Annotated in this window: 16 protein-coding genes; 8 read left to right on the top strand and 8 right to left on the bottom strand. The window is 66.8% G+C overall.

Annotation, left to right across the window (positions count from 1 at the left end; all coding sequences use genetic code 11):
* Positions 1–227: 227 nt before the first annotated feature.
* Together ACYVNQ_RS01340 and ACYVNQ_RS01335 are read right to left on the bottom strand one after the other, a co-directional pair.
* Positions 228–950, bottom strand: a complete 723-nt coding sequence (locus ACYVNQ_RS01340; protein WP_460900335.1) for an LrgB family protein — start codon at positions 948–950, stop codon at positions 228–230.
* The gene (locus ACYVNQ_RS01335) at positions 950–1,450 is read right to left on the bottom strand and encodes a CidA/LrgA family protein (RefSeq protein ID WP_460900334.1); all 501 of its coding nucleotides are present in this window, start codon (positions 1,448–1,450) and stop codon (positions 950–952) included. The genes ACYVNQ_RS01340 and ACYVNQ_RS01335 overlap by 1 nt, the downstream gene beginning before the upstream one ends.
* A 111-nt stretch (positions 1,451–1,561) precedes the next feature.
* Here ACYVNQ_RS01335 and ACYVNQ_RS01330 point away from each other — a divergent pair, with 111 nt between their 5' ends.
* Positions 1,562–2,515 carry a LysR substrate-binding domain-containing protein gene (locus ACYVNQ_RS01330; protein ID WP_460900333.1) on the top strand — a complete coding sequence of 318 codons (954 nt, stop codon included), beginning with the start codon at positions 1,562–1,564 and terminating at the stop codon, positions 2,513–2,515.
* Here ACYVNQ_RS01330 and ACYVNQ_RS01325 read toward each other — a convergent pair.
* Positions 2,457–4,088, bottom strand: a complete 1,632-nt coding sequence (locus ACYVNQ_RS01325) for a GMC family oxidoreductase (RefSeq protein ID WP_460900332.1) — start codon at positions 4,086–4,088, stop codon at positions 2,457–2,459. The two genes, ACYVNQ_RS01330 and ACYVNQ_RS01325, sit on opposite strands and share 59 nt — an antisense overlap.
* A 349-nt stretch (positions 4,089–4,437) precedes the next feature.
* On the opposite strand from ACYVNQ_RS01325, the gene ACYVNQ_RS01320 reads away from it, so the two are divergent.
* Both ACYVNQ_RS01320 and ACYVNQ_RS01315 read left to right on the top strand, forming a co-directional pair.
* Entirely contained in the window at positions 4,438–6,117 is a 1,680-nt protein-coding gene (locus ACYVNQ_RS01320; RefSeq protein ID WP_460900330.1) for an isovaleryl-CoA dehydrogenase, read from the top strand.
* An 81-nt stretch (positions 6,118–6,198) separates the two neighbouring features.
* Positions 6,199–7,623 (top strand): coniferyl aldehyde dehydrogenase, encoded by a 1,425-nt coding sequence (locus ACYVNQ_RS01315; RefSeq protein ID WP_460900329.1) that lies wholly within the window; start codon positions 6,199–6,201, stop codon positions 7,621–7,623.
* Positions 7,624–7,664: 41 nt separating this feature from the next.
* Here ACYVNQ_RS01315 and ACYVNQ_RS01310 read toward each other — a convergent pair whose 3' ends face one another.
* From ACYVNQ_RS01310 to fliE, 5 genes are all read right to left on the bottom strand, one after another.
* The gene (locus ACYVNQ_RS01310) at positions 7,665–8,066 is read right to left on the bottom strand and encodes an EscU/YscU/HrcU family type III secretion system export apparatus switch protein (RefSeq protein ID WP_460900328.1); all 402 of its coding nucleotides are present in this window, start codon (positions 8,064–8,066) and stop codon (positions 7,665–7,667) included.
* On the bottom strand, positions 8,063–9,526 hold the full coding sequence (gene fliK, locus ACYVNQ_RS01305; RefSeq protein ID WP_460900327.1) for a flagellar hook-length control protein FliK: 1,464 nt from the start codon (positions 9,524–9,526) through the stop codon (positions 8,063–8,065). Before fliK ends, ACYVNQ_RS01310 begins: the two co-directional genes overlap by 4 nt.
* Positions 9,527–9,662: 136 nt before the next feature.
* Positions 9,663–9,989, bottom strand: coding sequence for a flagellar protein FliT (locus ACYVNQ_RS01300; protein WP_460900326.1), 327 nt, complete (start codon positions 9,987–9,989; stop codon positions 9,663–9,665).
* Positions 9,986–10,420, bottom strand: a complete 435-nt coding sequence (gene fliS, locus ACYVNQ_RS01295) for a flagellar export chaperone FliS (RefSeq protein ID WP_460900325.1) — start codon at positions 10,418–10,420, stop codon at positions 9,986–9,988. Before fliS ends, ACYVNQ_RS01300 begins: the two co-directional genes overlap by 4 nt.
* Before the next feature lie 197 nt (positions 10,421–10,617).
* A complete protein-coding gene (fliE, locus tag ACYVNQ_RS01290; protein ID WP_460900324.1) occupies positions 10,618–10,950 on the bottom strand; it encodes a flagellar hook-basal body complex protein FliE in 333 nt (110 codons plus the stop codon).
* A gap of 252 nt (positions 10,951–11,202) precedes the next feature.
* Between fliE and fliF the strand changes: the two genes are divergently transcribed.
* The 5 genes from fliF to fliJ are packed head-to-tail and all read left to right on the top strand — an operon-like array spanning position 11,203 to position 16,611.
* Positions 11,203–13,026, top strand: a complete 1,824-nt coding sequence (fliF, locus tag ACYVNQ_RS01285) for a flagellar basal-body MS-ring/collar protein FliF (protein ID WP_460900323.1) — start codon at positions 11,203–11,205, stop codon at positions 13,024–13,026.
* Positions 13,016–14,011: a flagellar motor switch protein FliG gene (gene fliG / locus ACYVNQ_RS01280; RefSeq protein ID WP_460900322.1), complete on the top strand. Its 996-nt coding sequence runs from the start codon at positions 13,016–13,018 to the stop codon at positions 14,009–14,011. Before fliF ends, fliG begins: the two co-directional genes overlap by 11 nt.
* The gene (gene fliH, locus ACYVNQ_RS01275; protein ID WP_460900321.1) at positions 14,004–14,669 is read left to right on the top strand and encodes a flagellar assembly protein FliH; all 666 of its coding nucleotides are present in this window, start codon (positions 14,004–14,006) and stop codon (positions 14,667–14,669) included. Before fliG ends, fliH begins: the two co-directional genes overlap by 8 nt.
* Positions 14,663–16,159 (top strand): flagellar protein export ATPase FliI, encoded by a 1,497-nt coding sequence (fliI, locus tag ACYVNQ_RS01270; RefSeq protein WP_460900320.1) that lies wholly within the window; start codon positions 14,663–14,665, stop codon positions 16,157–16,159. Before fliH ends, fliI begins: the two co-directional genes overlap by 7 nt.
* A gap of 2 nt (positions 16,160–16,161) precedes the next feature.
* Complete coding sequence (gene fliJ / locus ACYVNQ_RS01265) at positions 16,162–16,611, top strand: flagellar export protein FliJ (protein ID WP_460900319.1); 450 nt, start codon at positions 16,162–16,164, stop codon at positions 16,609–16,611.
* Positions 16,612–16,648: the final 37 nt, after the last annotated feature.

The following is a 16,648-nucleotide window of genomic DNA, read 5'->3' as shown; positions in this document are numbered from 1 at the left end:
CGATCAGGGCCTGAGAGCAGAGCGAGCCGCTGATCATAGGCGGGACGATCGCAAACGCATCCTGAAAATGTGCGCGAACGGTTGAGGCTAGTCGCGTCAGCGTTGCAGCTCGAGCTTGCTTAGCGCCGTGCGTCGCACGTCGCGCATCGGCCCGCGCATCAATTCGCCCGCAACGCCATCAATTCGTCCGCGACGCGCAGCGATTTGCAACGCGCGCCGCCGCGACGTCAAATCGGCAGCAAATCGAGCATCGGCGCGATCAGCACCATCACGACGCCGGCAATCATCATCGTCAGGCTGGACACCACGCCCTCCTCGCTGCCCAGTTCGCGCGCCTTTGCGGTGCCCACGCCATGCGCCGCCGCGCCGAACAGCGCGCCGCGCGCGAGGCGCGAACGCAGCGGCAACACCGCCAGCACCAGCTCGCCGAACAACATGCCGCACACGCCCGTGGCGATCACGAACAACGCGGTGAGGTCCTTCGGCGCGTGAATCTTGTCGCTGACGGCCAACGCGAACGGCGTCGAAATGGAGCGCGTCATCAGGCTGCGCTGCAGGTCCGGCGAAAGATGCAGCAACTTCGCCAGCACCAGCGAACCACCGACGGCGACCACAATGCCCACCGTCACGCCAACCATCAACGACAGCCAGTGCCGCGCGATCAGCTCGCGGTATTCATAGATCGGCACCGCGAACGCAACCGTCGCCGGCCCGAGCAGCCACATCAGCCAGCGCGTGTCCCGAAAGTAGACCGGATACGGAATATGCGCGAACGCGACCACCAGCACCAACACGATCGGCACCGCGACCAGCGGTGTGAACCACGGCGTCTTGACGCGCGCATACAGCGCCTTCGACGCGAAGTACAGCGTGACGGTCAGCACGAAGCAGCCTGCCGCGATCAACCGCGACGCGTCATCGGCGAACAGCGACGCATAGAAGCCGCTCATCAGAACACCCGCGGTCGCGCCGCCGCACGCCGCTCAGCGAGCTGGGCCGGATGCAGTTCAACCGGCACGCGGCGCAGCGCGAGATGCCGTTCGAGACGCGACGCCTGCTCGACTGCAAACGCCACCGCCACCATCACCATCAGCGTGCCGCCCGCGACGACCAGCGCGAGCCGCCAGCCGTCTTCGCGAAACAGCCCGCCGTACTGGACCGCAGCCACCGCGGCGGGAATGAAAAACAGCAGCAGTTCCGACAGCAGCCAGTCCGCGCCCGCCTTCACAAAGCGCGGCGCCACGCCGCCGCACAACAACAGCACCAGCAGCAGGCCCAGCCCGACCACCCCACCCGGCACCGGCAGCCCAATGCTGCGCACCGCGAAATCGGCGACAAACCACACGCCTGCCAGCACCGCGCATTGCGCGACGATGCGAAGCCCGCGAGCAACCGGCTGCAGCGCGCCCGAACGTGCACTCAAGGCAAGCTTTCTAGCGGTAAGGTTCATCGTTGTGGCTCCTGGTGACATGCAGTGGAGCCGAGTATAGGGTTTCCCCCAATATAAATATAATGACTTAAAACCATTAAAATCATTCCAGATTGGAATCCCGGAGCTGTCATGGAACTGCGCGCCCTTCGTTACTTCGTCGAAGTTGTCCGGCAGCGGAGTTTCACCGCGGCCGCCGAGCAGTTGTTCGTCACGCAGCCGACCATCAGCAAGATGGTCAAATCGCTCGAGGACGAGATCGGCTCGCCGCTGCTGCTGCGCGATGGCCGCCAGATGGTGCTCACCGATGCCGGCCGCATCGTTTATCAGCGCGGCCTGGACGTGCTGGCGGCGCACGCGCAGCTGCAGGCGGAACTGGACGACCTCAGCACGCTAGGCCGCGGCCAGCTGACGATCGGCATTCCGCCGATGGGTGGTGCGCTGTTCACGCCGGCCATCGCAGGCTTCCGGCAGCGTTATCCGAAGGTCGAGCTGAAGCTGATCGAACAGGGTTCGCGCGCGGTGGAAACCGCGCTGCTCGATGGCGAAATGGAGCTCGGCGGCGTGCTGCTGCCGGTCGATCCGGACACCATCGACACCTTGCCGATGACCCGCCAGCGCCTGTGGCTGGTAGCGCGCGCCGGCTCGCGCTGGGACCCCGTGCAGCAGGTAACGCTCGCGGATCTCGCGCAGGAGCCGTTCGTGTTTTATGGCAAAAGCCTCGCGCTCAACGACATCGTGCTGAACGCGTGCAGCAACGCCGGCTTCGCGCCGACCATCGTCAGCCGCAGCGAGCATTGGGATTTCATGGTGGCGCTGGTGCTGGCGGGCGTCGGCATTGCGCTACTGCCGGCGCCGTATTGCCGGCATCTCGACAGCACGCAGTTCACCTGCCGGCCAGTGGTGGAACCGGAGATTCTGTGGGAGATCGCGGTGGGTTGGCGGCGCAACGGCTACCTGTCGCATGCGGCACGCGCGTGGCTCGACGTGGCGCGCGAATCGCTGCGTGGGCAGAGCGGCGACGATTTCATGAATGCGCCGGCGCTTGGCATTGTGATGGGCGGTAGCGCGACGCCGCCGCGATGAATTCCGCCGCGCGCTCGGCGATCATCACCGTTGGCGCATTGGTATTGCCGCCGATCAACGTCGGCATCACCGAAGCGTCGACCACCCGCAACCCTTCCACGCCACGCACGCGCAGCAGCGGATCGACTACCGAGCCCGTATCGCCCCCCATCCGGCACGTGCCCACCGGGTGATAAATCGTGTCCGCGTGCGCAGCGATCGCCGCGCGCAATTCGGCATCGCTGTGGCCCGCCCGCGTGTAGAGTTCGCGCCCGCCGCACAGCGCCAGCGACGGCGCATCGAGAATGCGCCGCGCGAGATGCGCCCCCTCGACCAGCAGGTCGAGATCGCGCGCATCGCTCAGATAGCGAGGGTCGATCACCGGCGCCACACGCGCGTCTTTGCTCGCGAGCGTCACCGAACCGCGGCTATGCGGCCGCAGCACGCACACATGCAGCGAATAGCCATGCCCCCAATGCAAGCGGCGGTTGTGATCGTCGACCATTGCGGTGCAAAAGTGCATCTGCAGATCGGGCCGCGCGAGCGTCGGCCGGCTGCGCAGGAACGCGCCGGCTTCCGCGACATTGCTCGTCATCATGCCGCGCCCATGCCGCATGAATGCGAACAACTGCGGCACCATCTTCGCGAAGCCGCGCAGCGAATAACCGTTGAGTTGCGTCGAGCGCACGCGCTTGTTGATCGTGAAATCGATGTGGTCGATCAGATTGCTGCCCACTTGCGGCGCGTCATGCAACACCGGCACGCCATGTTCGCGCAGATGCGCCGCCGGGCCGATGCCCGAACACATCAGCAGTTGCGGCGAGTTGAACGCGCCGGCGGCCAGCACGACCTCCGCGCGCGCTTCGATGGTGTCGACGCGCCCGTTGCGCACTACTTCAACGCCGGTCGCGCGCTTGCCCGCGAACACCACCCGCAGCACCGTCAGATCGGCGAGCAGATGCAGGTTCGGCCGCGCACTGCCATACAGGTAGGCCTGCGCCACACTGCAACGCCGGCCTTCGCGCTGCGTGACCTGATAGAAACCGACGCCCTCCTGCCGAGGCCCATTGAAGTCGCTATTCGGCGCAAAACCCGCTTCAATCGCCGCACGCACGAAGCGTTGCGAAAACGGATTGCGAAACCGCAGATCGGCCACCGCGAGCGGCCCATCCGCGCCATGCAGCGCATCCGCGCCGCGCTCGTTGCCTTCGGCACGGCGGAAATACGGCAGCACGTCGGCCCAGCTCCATCCGCTGCAGCCGAGCTGCGCCCATTCGTCGTAGTCGAGCGGATGACCGCGCGTGTACACCATCGCGTTGATCGCACTCGAACCGCCGAAACCGCGGCCGCGCGGCTGGTAGCCGCGCCGTCCGGCCAGCGCAGGTTGCGGCGCGGTTTCATAGCCGTAGTTGGTGGCGAGTTTGAAAGGCACGGCCGCCGCCACGCCGAGCGGCATGTTGACCAGCAGATTGCCTTCGGTATGCGGCCCGGCCTCGAGCAGCGCGATGGTCGCATCCGGGCACGATTGCGCGAGGCGCCCGGCCAGCGCCGCGCCACCCGAACCCGCCCCGACGATCACGTAGTCGTATTGCACCCTGCTCCTCCTGTAACGCGCGCGCCGCGCTTCGCGGCCCGTGTGTCGTGCATACTGGGGCACGGCGTTTTTTTGCGCATTGTAGGGACGCAGCGCCCGCGCATACAGGCCCGCGCAAGAGCGAAACCTCTAAACGGAACCGCTGCAGCGCCCCTATGATGAATGGCGCCGCGCGGGCCGCCGGCATGGCGCGCGCACCATTCAAACAGCGCGTTTCGCGCCACGCCGTACCGCATCGCATCGGCGCCCCGCGCTCAAACGGCAGGCGGTACAAACGGAGTGGTACAGCCGCAGCGATGCAAGCGAAGCCGTACCCCTTCCGGCACACGTCCGCAGACGGAGACAGCAAATGGAAAGTTTCGCCCCCGGCGTCACGCACGAGGTGAGCAACCAGGTGCCGCTGCTTACCGGCTACAACCTGTTTTCGAGCGATCCGGCGCTGGTCGCCGCGCTCGAGCGCGAAGGCGCCGGCTGGCACCGCGCGGCGCTGCAGCGCGACGGCGCGGCGCTCACCGAACCCGACGTGCTGGCGCTCGCCGATCTGGCCAACCGCCATAGCCCCGAACTGTTCACACACAACCCGCGCGGCGAGCGTATCGACGCGCTGGAGTTTCATCCCGCGTGGCATACGCTGATCGCGCAACTGCGCGGCGCCGGCCTGCAGGCATTGCCGTTTTCCGATCCTCAGCCGGGCGCGATGGTCGCACGGTGCGCGGCTTATCTGCTGCATGCGCAACTCGAATCGGGCGCGCTGTGTCCAGTGACAATGACCTTCGCCAGTATTCCGGTGCTGCAGCGCGAGCCCGCGTTGTTCGCCACGTTGCGCGACAAGCTTTACGCCCGCACGCACGATCCGCGCGACGTGCCTCTCGCCGACAAGCAATCGGCGATGATCGGCATGGGCATGACCGAAAAGCAAGGCGGCTCGGACGTGCGCAGCAACCGCACGCGCGCGGTCGCCGCCAATGGCAACAGCGCAGGCCGCGGCGGCGAGTACCGCTTGCTCGGCCACAAGTGGTTCTTCTCCGCGCCGCAGTGCGACGCGCATCTGGTGCTCGCACGCACCGATGACGTCGAAGGCGTGTCGTGTTTCTTCGTGCCGCGCTTCACGCCGGACGGCGGCAAGAACGCGGTGCGCGTGCAGCGTCTGAAAAACAAGCTCGGCAACCGTTCGAACGCGAGCAGCGAAGTGGAATTCTTCGACGCCTACGGCGTGATGATCGGCGACGAAGGCCGTGGCGTGCCGACCATCATCGAAATGGCGAACTACACGCGGCTCGATTGCGCGCTCGGCAGCGCCGGCCTGATGCGCGCGGCGCTGGTGCAGGCGATCCACCATGCGCGGCATCGCAGCGCATTCGGCCGCCTGCTCGCGGAGCAGCCGCTGATGCGCAACGTGCTGGCCGACCTCGCGCTCGAATCGGAAGCCGCCACGGTGCTGACCCTGCGCGTCGCGCGCGCGTTCGAAGACACCGCCGGCGCAGCGGAAGAACGCGCGTGGCGACGGCTCATCACCCCCGCGGCGAAATACTGGATCTGCAAGCGCGCCCTCGAATTCACCGGCGAAGCGATGGAAGTGTGGGGCGGCAACGGCTACGTCGAAGAAGGCCCGATGGCGCGCTTCTATCGCGAGGCGCCGGTCAATTCGATCTGGGAAGGCTCCGGCAACGTGATGTGCCTGGACGTGCTGCGCGCGCTCGAACGCGAACCGGAAGCCGCGCAGGCGCTGCTCGGCGCATGGCGCGCGGTGGCGCAAGGCCATGCGCCGCTCACCGCGGCGCTCGACAGGCTGCTGGCGCTGCTCGGGGCTCCAGCGGAACAACGCGAAGCGTCCGCGCGCCGCATCGCGCAGCAACTCGTGCTGATCGCGCAAGCGGTGCTGCTGGTGCAACATGCGCCGGCGCTGGTCGCCGATGCGTTCATTGCGACGCGGCTCGCCGACGGTTCCGGCGACCACGGCCGCGTATACGGCACGCTACCCGCCACCTTCGACCACGCGGCACTGGTCGAGCGCGCATTTGCAGGCTGACCCGGCACAGCCGCCGCCATCAGCCGCGCCACGCGCTTGCGGCGGGCAGCTGACGGCCACAACAAAACCAGGGGAACGGCGATGAAAAACGATCTGCCCGGCACGACCGCACTCGAACTCGATACGCTGCTGCGCGACCAGAAATCGGCATGGCTGCGCGAACCGTATCCATTGTGGGAAACACGCGCCGCGCATCTGAAAGCACTGCGCCGCATGCTGCTCGAACACCGCGACGCGCTGGCCGCCGCGATGCACGCCGACTTCGGCAACCGCTCGAAAGAAGAAGTGCTGCTCGCGGAGTTCATGCTCGCGAAACATGAAATCGACGCCGCGTTGCGGCACGGCAAGCGCTGGATGAAACCGCAGCGCCGCACTGTGAACAAATGGCTGCTGCCGGCGCACGCGAGGGTCGTGCCGCAGCCGCTTGGCGTGGTGGGCATCATCGCGCCGTGGAACTACCCTGTGCTGCTGGCAGTGGGGCCGTTGATCAGCGCACTCGCCGCAGGCAATCGCGCGATGCTCAAGATGTCGGAGCTGACACCGCGCACGGCGGCGCTATTCGAACAGTTGATCGCGCAGACCTTCGCGCGCGACCACGTGGCCGTGGTCAACGGTGACGCCGGACTGGCAGCCGCCTTCAGCGCGCTGCCGTTCGACCATCTGCTGTTCACCGGGTCGACGAAAATCGGCTACGACGTGATGCGCGCCGCCGCCAATAATCTGACGCCGGTCACGCTCGAACTGGGCGGCAAGTCGCCGGTCATCATCGGGCCCGATGCGCGCTTCGGGTATGCAGTGGAAAGCATCATGCTGGGCAAGACGCTCAACGCGGGGCAAACCTGCGTCGCGCCCGACTACGTGCTGGTGCCGCGCGGCAAGGAGGCGGCGTTTATCGAGCGCGCGCGGGCCTGCATCGCAAGGCTGTATCCGGACTTCGCGCGCAATCGCGACTTCACGTCGATCATTTCGGCGCGCCACTTCGAGCGGCTGCAGCATCTTGCGGACGAAGCGCAGGCCGCCGGCGCGCAATTGCATCCGCTCACCGATGCGCCGGCCGATCCGCTGACGCGCCAGTTCGCACCGCTTGCGGTGACGAACGCACCTGCGCACACCACAGTGATGCAGGAGGAAATCTTCGGCCCGCTGTTGCCGCTCGTGCCGTACGACACGCTCGACGAGGCGATCGCGTGGATCAACGCGCGGCCGAGACCGCTGTCGCTTTATCTGTACGACGACAACCCGGCCACCGTCGAACGCGTCACGCGCGAAACGATTGCGGGCGGCATGGCGGTCAATGAAACGCTGCTGCATCTGGCCTGCGAGAACCTGCCGTTCGGCGGCGTCGGTGCGAGCGGCATGGGCGCGTATCACGGCCACGACGGCTTCGTCACGTTCTCGCAGATGAAGCCGGTGTTCACTCAGGCGCGCTTCAATGCGCGCGGCCTGATTACGCCGCCGTACGGCAAACGGGTGGATGCGCTGCTGCGTTTGATGTTGCGGATTTGAGTGCGCACCCGCGGTAACGCAAAGCAACAGCGCTGGGCGACTTACTTGAGCCAGCGGGTCGCCGGAATATCGCCGCGCGGCAGACGCGCCGCCGCTGCATCGGTTTCGGGCTGCGCGCGCGGCGGCGCCTGTACGCCAGCCGCCGGATCGTACGCGGCCTTGGTCACCGGCACATCCGCCGCGCCGCTTTCGAGCCGATGCAGCCACGCCAGCAATTCCGCCACCGCCTGATAAAGCTGCGGCGGAATATGCGAATCCAGATCGACCTGCATCAGCAGCGACACCATCTCCGGCGCCTCGTGCACATACAGGCCGGCTTCCTTGGCGCGCTGCACGATCATCTCGGCGACCAGCCCGTAGCCCTTCGCCACCACGCGTGGGGCGCCGGGCTGTTGCTCATCGTAGGAGAGCGCTGCGGCACTCTTGCGGCGCGAACGGCTCACAGCAGCACGTCTCCGTCGAACAGATCCGCCGAGCGTCCGCCATGGCGGCGCGCATCGCCGTCGCTGGCGGCATTCGCCGCGGCAGCCGAACGCGCATAGACATGCGCAGCGTGCGCGGCCGTCGCGCCATCGAGCGGCGAGCCGCCGGCGATCTCGCGAATCGACAGCACGTTGAGTGCAATGCCCACCGCCGCCAGCCGCTGCTTGAAGTATTCACCTTGCGACGCGAGCCGTGCCGCGCCCGCCGCGCTCGCCTGCACGCGTGCGGCCAGTTGCGAGCCGACCAGCGTCAGTTCCGCGTCGACCGTACCGAGCAGCGGCAGCGACAGCGTCAGGCGCGTGCGCCACGGCTGCGTCGCCGCTTCGTCGTCGCCCGGACTGCCGCCGCGCGACCAGCGGTCGACGCCTTCTTCGACGGTCCAGTCGAGCCGCGCGCCGGGCCACGCCTCGCCGCTCCAGCGGAACTGGCCGGTGGCCAGCAGATCGAGTTGCTGCCGCACCAGCGTGACGGTCGCCGGATGCACCGAGGCAGCCATCGACTGCGTCGAGTTCTGTACCTGCGCCTGGGCGGTGTTCGCCTGGCTGTTGCCCGCGTTGTTGCCGTCCAGGCCGTCGCGCGCGGTTTGTCCCTGCGCGCCACCACCGAAGGCTTCTCCAGCGAATTCCTGCACCGCCGCGGCAAAGCGCGACAGCGGCGCCGCGTTCGCTGCCCCCTGATGCGCAGCCGCTTCATTCTGCTGCGCCGCGCCGCCCGCTTGCGTCGGCGTGCCGCCGCGCCACCACGACGCGAGCCCTTCGTCGGCCCCGTCGTCGATGGCCCAGTTGAGCGGCAATTGCGTCGATTCGGCTACCAGCCGGTTCTGTGGCTCGTCGGCGAGCGACGCGGGCGGGCGCTGCCCGCTCAGCCATTCGGCAAGGTGAGATTCGTAGAACAGTCCGCTTTCGGAGACGGTCTGGCGCAGTGCGGCAGCAAGCGCATCGACCGGTACGGTGACCGCGGCGGGCGTCACGCCCGCTGCGCCTTGCGCGCCATTGGCCTGCGCCGGAGTCGCCGCGCCCGTCGACGTCGAAGGACCGCCGCCTGCAGCCGCACCGGCGGACTGATTGCCGCCATCCGCGCCATCGGCCGAAAGAGGCGTACCCGCCTGCGCGCCGCCCGCATCGAGCGCCGGCACCACCGGCCAGATCGGCCATTGGCCAACCATCGAAGGCGTCGCATCGCCGCCCGAGCGCATGATCGCGTCGAGGGTCAGCGCAATCGCGGAAAGAACGGTTTGAGCGGAGGCTTGCGGCTGGTTACTGAGTAACGACACCGTGGTGCTGGACGCACCCGGTGTATCGACGGTCAACGCGGACGTGCCGGTCTGCGCCGTCGTCGCGTTGCTGCGCGAACCGATCGACAAAAGGCTGTCGACGCGGCTTCCGAGCAGCGCAGCAACAGCCGTGTCGATGTTCGTCATGCATTCTTCCTGTCGTCTGTCGCAGCTGGCAGCCTGTGAAAGCGGGGGATTTCGCCGGTTACGCCGGAACCGGGCCGGAGCCTGAACAGGAAAGGCAAACCGCCGCCGGCATCCGTGCGCCGGCGGCTAGCCTGTCTCACCGCGCCCCGTAGATCTCTTTCAAAACCTTGGTCTGGCGGCCCGCGAACAACGCGGACAGCTTGGCCAGACGCGGATTCGCGAGATCGCGAATCTCGGCGTCGTTGGCGAGAATCTCGCGAATCAGTTCGTACTTGCGGCCGCGCTCGCCGTCGTCGAGTTGCACGCCTACTTCGGCATCCTTCAGACCGTCGACCAGATCGCGGTATTCGTCCTGCATGTGCGCCAGCTCGCTCCACAATGCGTCGCGCGCCGCGCCGAGCATCCGGCACGAAATCGCCGCAATCGCCTCGTAACGCGCAAAATAAGCCTGGTTGCGAGTCATCTGCTTGTTTCCGCGGATGTCTGTGCCGCCATCCGCGCCACCTCGGGTCCAATACCCCGCCATGCTTCCTCGATCGTTGCCAGCAAACCGTCTACTTCAATCAGCATCGCTTCGCTGCTCTTCACATTCGCTTCCAGCAGGCGCCGCGTCATGTAGCCATACAGCGCGTGCAGCCGGTCGGCAACGTCGCCGCCCGCACTGCGATCGAGCGACAACTGCAAACCGCTCTCGATGATCGAGATCGCCTTGCCGATCGTCTCGCCGCGCTGCGGCACGTTGCCCATCTGCACATGCATGCGCGCCTGCGCAATCGCCTTGCGCGCACCTTCGAACAGCATGGCGATCAAGCGGTGCGGACTCGCGCCCATAACCCCTGTCTCGACACCTACACGCGCATAGGCGTTGGCTCCAGCGTGTCCTGGGGAAAACATCGGCGCTCCTCCTGTGTGATGCGTATTGCGGTTGGAACAAAAGCCGGCCCCGTCGCCGCACAGTGCAGCGTCGCGAAGGCTGTGTCCTGGTTATCGGACGGCCCGGGCAAAGCTTTAGGGTGCAGTCTGGCGACCCTGCCAGAGCGGATAGCCCGATGCTACGGGGCCGATGAGAGGCACGCGCCGGTCGGCGCGGCTCAGACCTGCATCTGCATGATGTCGTTGTAGGCGCTCACCAGCTTGTTGCGCACCTGCAGCGCGAACTGGAAGCCGATACCGGCTTTCTGCCCGTCGATCATCACGTCGTTCAACGATACATTCGGCGCGCCGATTTCGAACGCCTTGCCTTCGTTGTCCGCTGCGATCTGATCGTTGCTGACCTTGTCGAGCGACGCCTTCAGCGCGGCGCCGAAGCTGCCGGACTCCTGCGTACCGGCGGCCATGCCCGGGCCGGCGGGATCGCCGGCGGCTTCCGTCGCCATCGACTGGAGCTGCTGCAGCGCGGAAGTGAGCGGATTGACGACAGTCATGGTTTCTCCACGGATAAGTACCGGCGGCGCATGAACGGAATTCGACTGCTATGCCGGATTGACGGGAAGCATAAACGGCGGCCCGCGTCCGACAGTCGTGAAAGTAGAGGGGAAACCCGGCTCTATTCGGCCAATCGCGTTGCACCCCGGAGTGGAAAATGCCCAACGTGAAAGTCTCTGTCCGCGCGCCCCCGCATTTTTCGGCGCGGCCCCCGCGGATCGAGCCCAGGCATCCCCGGAGATCCCCGAAGCATGGATTCGACAGCTAACTCTTTGATCAACCCCGACAGCCGCAACGTCGGTCTCGCCGCGCAGCCCGCCACTGCGGGCGCCGCAGGCGCCGGCCAGGCTGACCTCGGCGGCCTCGGTGGCGGCATGGGCGGCCTCGGTGGCCTCGGTGGCAATAACAACAACTTCGCGCAGCGGCTGTCGTCGTTCCCTTCTTCGATTACCCAGATGCGCGGCAACCCGCGCGCGCCGCTGATCGTCGCGCTGGCAGTGCTGATCGCGGTGGTGGTTGGGCTCGTGCTGTGGTCGCGGGCGCCGGACTACAAGGTGCTTTACAGCAACCTTTCGGATCGCGACGGCGGTGCAATCGTGGCCGCGCTGCAGCAGGCGAACATTCCGTACAAGCTGTCCGAAGGCGGCGGCGCGATCATGGTGCCGGCCGATCAGGTGCATGAAATGCGGCTGCGCCTCGCGCAGCAGGGTCTGCCCAAGAGCGGCTCGGTCGGCTTCGAACTGCTCGACAACCAGAAATTCGGCATCAGCCAGTTCGCCGAGCAGGTGAACTATCAGCGCGCGCTGGAAGGCGAACTCGAACGCACGATCGAAGCGATCTCCACCGTGCAGTCCGCCCGCGTGCATCTGGCCATTCCGAAGCAGTCGGTGTTCGTGCGCGACGCGGAAACGCCGTCGGCCGCGGTGATGGTCAATCTGTTCCCGGGCCGCATGCTCGACGAGAGCCAGGTGATCGCGATCACGCACATGGTCGCCTCCGCCGTGCCGCAGTTGTCCGCGCGCAGCGTGACGATCGTCGACCAGGACGGCAACCTGCTGACCCAGGCCAACGCCGGCGCCGGGCTCGATGCGAGCCAGCTCAAATACGTGAAGCAGGTCGAACACGACACGCAGCAGCGCATCGACCAGATCCTCGCGCCGCTGTTCGGCGCCGGCAATGCGCACTCGCAGGTCAGCGCCGACGTCGATTTCTCGAAGACCGAACAGACCGCCGAAACCTACGCGCCGAACGGCACGCCGGCCCAGGCCGCGATTCGCAGCCAGCAGTCGAGCACCGCCGTCGAACTGCAGCAGCCGGGCGCTTCGGGCGTGCCGGGCGCACTGTCGAACCAGCCGCCGCAGTCCACCCAGGCGCCGATCGACGCACCGAACGGCGCCAGCGGCGCGGCCGCGTCGACGCCGGTCAGCGATCACAAGGATTCGACCACCAACTACGAGCTCGACAAGACCGTACGCCACTTCCAGCAAGGCGCGGGCAATGTCCGCCGGCTGTCGGTCGCGGTGGTGGTCAACTACATGCCGCTCGCCGACGGCAAGGGTCACATGACGATGCAGGCGCTGCCGGCCGACAAGCTGGCGCAGGTCGAGCAACTGGTGAAGGACGCAATGGGCTTCGACGCGAAGCGCGGCGACTCGGTGAACGTGGTGAACAGCCAGTTCTCGGTGCCGGTCGACCCGAACGCGAACCTGCCGTGGTGGCGCACGCCGGACATGATCGCGCTCTACAAGCAGCTCGGCACGTACCTCGGCATCGCCGCCGTCGCGCTGTTCCTGTACTTCGTGATGGTGAAGCCGGCCCTGCGCCGCGCCTTCCCGCCGCCGGTCGAAACCGCCGCCGCCGCGCTGCCAGGCGTGTCGGCGGCCGACGAGCCGATGCTGCTCGACGGCATCCCGGCCTCCGAAAAGGGCGAAGACGCGGCAGATTCGGCGCTCGTCTCGTTCGAAAACGAAAAGCACCGCTTCGAAAAGAACCTCGAATACGCGCGTCAGATCGCGCGCCAGGATCCGAAGATCGTAGCCACCGTCGTCAAGAATTGGGTGTCCGATGAACGCTGAAGGCATAACCAAGAGCGCGCTGTTGCTGATGTCGATCGGCGAGGAAGAAGCGGCGCAGGTATTCAAATTCCTCGGCCCGCGCGAGGTGCAGAAGATCGGCGTCGCGATGGCCGCGCTGCGCAACGTGACGCGCGAACAGGTCGACGACGTGCTGCAGGAATTCGCGCGCGAAGCCGAACAGCACACCGCGCTGTCGCTCGATTCGAGCGACTACATCCGCTCGGTGCTGAACAAGGCGCTCGGCGAAGACAAGGCCGGCGCGATCATCGACCGGATCCTGCAAGGCAGCGATACCAGCGGTATCGAAGGCCTGAAGTGGATGGATTCGGCGGCCGTCGCCGAGCTGATCAAGAACGAACACCCGCAGATCATCGCGACCATCCTGGTCCACCTCGACCGCGATCAGGCTTCGGAAATCGCCGCGTGCTTCACCGAGCGGCTGCGCAACGACGTGCTGCTGCGGATCGCGACGCTCGACGGCATCCAGCCGGCCGCGCTGCGCGAACTCGACGACGTACTGACCGGCCTCCTGTCTGGCAGCGACAACCTGAAGCGCAGCCCGATGGGCGGTATCCGCACCGCGGCGGAAATCCTCAACTTCATGCCGAGCAACCAGGAAGAATCGGTGCTCGAAAGCGTGCGCCAGTACGACTCGGAGCTCGCGCAGAAGATCGTCGACCAGATGTTCGTGTTCGAGAACCTGCTCGATCTCGAAGACCGCGCGATCCAGCTGCTGCTGAAGGAAGTCGAATCGGAAGCGCTGATCATCTCGCTGAAGGGTGCGCAGCCGGCGCTGCGCCAGAAGTTCCTGTCCAATATGTCGCAGCGGGCCGCCGAACTGCTCGCCGAAGACCTCGATGCGCGCGGTCCGGTGCGCGTGTCGGAAGTCGAGACGCAGCAGCGACGTATCTTGCAGATCGTGCGCAATCTGGCCGAAAGCGGCCAGATCGTGATCGGCGGCAAGGCGGAAGACGCCTATGTCTGAACGCGATCCCGCACGCGAAGGCGTGTCGGCCTATCAACGTTGGGAGATGGCATCGTTCGATCCGGTGCCGCCGCCCGAACCGGTCGACGAACACGACTTCGAAGCCGAGCTGCAGTTGCTGCGCGACGCCGCGCACGCGGAAGGCGTGGCGACCGGCCATGTGGCCGGCCAGGCGCTCGGCTATCAGGCCGGTTATGAGCAGGGCCACGCAAAAGGCCTCGAACAGGGCCGCGCCGAAGCACACAAGGAAGCGGCACGCGTGACCGCGATTGCCGACACCTTCACCGGCGCGCTTGGCGCCGCGCAAAACGAAGTGTCCGAAGTCCTCATCGCGCTGGCGCTCGACATCGCGCAGCAGGTGGTGCGTCAGCACGTGCAGCACGATCCGACTGCGCTGCTCGCCGCCGCGCGCGAAGTGATCGCAGCGGAGCCGGCGCTATCCGGCGCACCGCAACTGATCGTCAGCCCGGCGGATCTGCCGGTGGTCGAGGCGTACCTGATGGACGAACTGCGTACGCGCGGCTGGAACGTGCGCACCGACCCGGCGATCGAGCGCGGCGGCTGCCGCGCGCATGCGGCGACCGGCGAAGTGGACGCCTCCATCAGCTCGCGCTGGGAGCGCGTAGCCGCCGCACTCGGCAAGGTGAGCACATGGTGACGCCGCGCGTCGACGAGATCGTCACCAGCGACCTCACGCCGCTCGAGCGCGAACTCGCGCTGGCGTCGTTCGGCACCCAGGCACCGCAAGCGCGGCCTGAAGCAGGCCCGAACAACCCGCATCTGCAGGCGTGGCAAGAGCGCCTCGACGCGTTGCGCACGCGCAATGCGATTGCCAAACCGCTGCGCGCCTGCGGCCGGCTGACGCGCGCCGCCGGCCTCGTGCTCGAAGCAGTCGGGCTGCGGCTGTCGGTCGGCTCCGAAGTGATGATCGAGCTGCCGCTCGGCAGCACGCTGGCGATGGCCGAAGCCGAAGTGGTCGGCTTCTCCGGCGACCGGCTGTTCCTGATGCCGACCACCGAAGTGCACGGCCTGCTGCCGGGCGCGCGCGTCTACCCGCTGGAAACCGCGCCGATCGAAGACCCGATGGCGGGCGCCAAGCGCCTGCCGGTCGGCTGGGGGTTGCTCGGCCGCGTGCTCGATGCATCCGGCAAGCCGCTCGACGACCTCGGCCCGCTCGAAACCGTGACCGACGCGCCGCTCACCGCGCCGACCATCAACCCGCTGCACCGCGAACCGATCCACCAGGTGCTCGACGTCGGCGTACGCGCGATCAATGCGCTGCTGACGGTCGGCCGCGGCCAGCGGATGGGCCTGTTCGCAGGCTCCGGCGTCGGTAAATCGGTGCTGCTCGGCACGATGGCGCGCTACACCAGCGCCGAAGTGATCGTGATCGGCCTGATCGGCGAACGCGGCCGCGAAGTGAAGGAATTCATCGAACAGATTCTCGGCAAGGACGGCCTTGCGCGCTCGGTGGTGGTGGCCGCGCCGGCCGACGTGTCGCCGCTGCTGCGGATGCAGGGCGCCGCCTACGCGACGTCGCTCGCCGAATATTTCCGCGATCAGGGCAAGCACGTGCTGCTGCTGATGGACTCGCTGACCCGCTACGCGATGGCGCAGCGCGAGATCGCGCTGGCCGTCGGCGAGCCGCCGGCCACCAAGGGCTACCCGCCGTCGGTGTTCGCCAAGCTGCCGGCGCTGGTCGAGCGCACCGGCAATGGGCCAGCAGGCGGCGGTTCGATCACCGCGTTCTACACGGTGCTGACCGAAGGCGACGACCAGCAGGACCCGATCGCCGATTCGGCGCGCGCGATTCTGGACGGCCATATCGTGCTGTCGCGCTCGCTTGCCGAAGCCGGCCACTATCCGGCCATCGACATCGAAGCGTCGATCAGCCGGGCAATGACCGCGCTGATCGACGACAAGCATCTGGAAAAGACACGTATGTTCAAGCAGATGCTGTCGCGCTACCAGCGCAACCGCGACCTGATCAACGTCGGCGCGTATTCGAGCGGACGCGATGCGCTACTCGACCGCGCGATCGCACTGTATCCGCGCATTGAAGCGTTCCTGCAGCAAGGTTTTCGCGAATCTGCCGCTTTCGCTCCGAGCCTCGCGGCGCTCGGCTCGCTGTTCAACGAAGGAGTTTGACGATGGCGCACCCCTCTCCGATCGCGAAGCTGATCGAACTGGCGCAGGACGAACTGGACGCGGCCGCGCAACGCCTCGGCCGCGCGCAGCGCGAGCGCGGCGAAATCGAAAAGCAGCTGACCGCGCTGATCGAATACCGCAACGAGTACTACACGCGCTTTACGACGTCAGCGCAGCTGGGAATGGCGGCGGGCAACATGCGCAATTTTCAGGCGTTCATCGATACGCTCGATGCGGCGATCGAACAGCAGCGCCGCTTGCTGGCCAACGCCAGCGCGCGCGTCGAGGCCGCCAAGCCCGAGTGGCAGAAGCAAAAGCAGAAGCTCGGTTCGTACGAAGTGCTGCAGGCACGCGGCGAGGCAGTCGAAGCGCGCAACTCGGCGCGCCGCGAACAGCGCGATTCGGACGAATTCGGCGCACGCATATTGAGGATGCGCACCGGTAACGCATAACGCGGCCAGGCGCTGTGGACCAACGGTTCAGCCGCCG

The organism is Paraburkholderia jirisanensis (assembly GCF_054782355.1).
The sequence above is the reverse complement of the archived record's forward strand: the minus strand, read 5'-3'. Positions and strand labels throughout refer to the sequence as shown.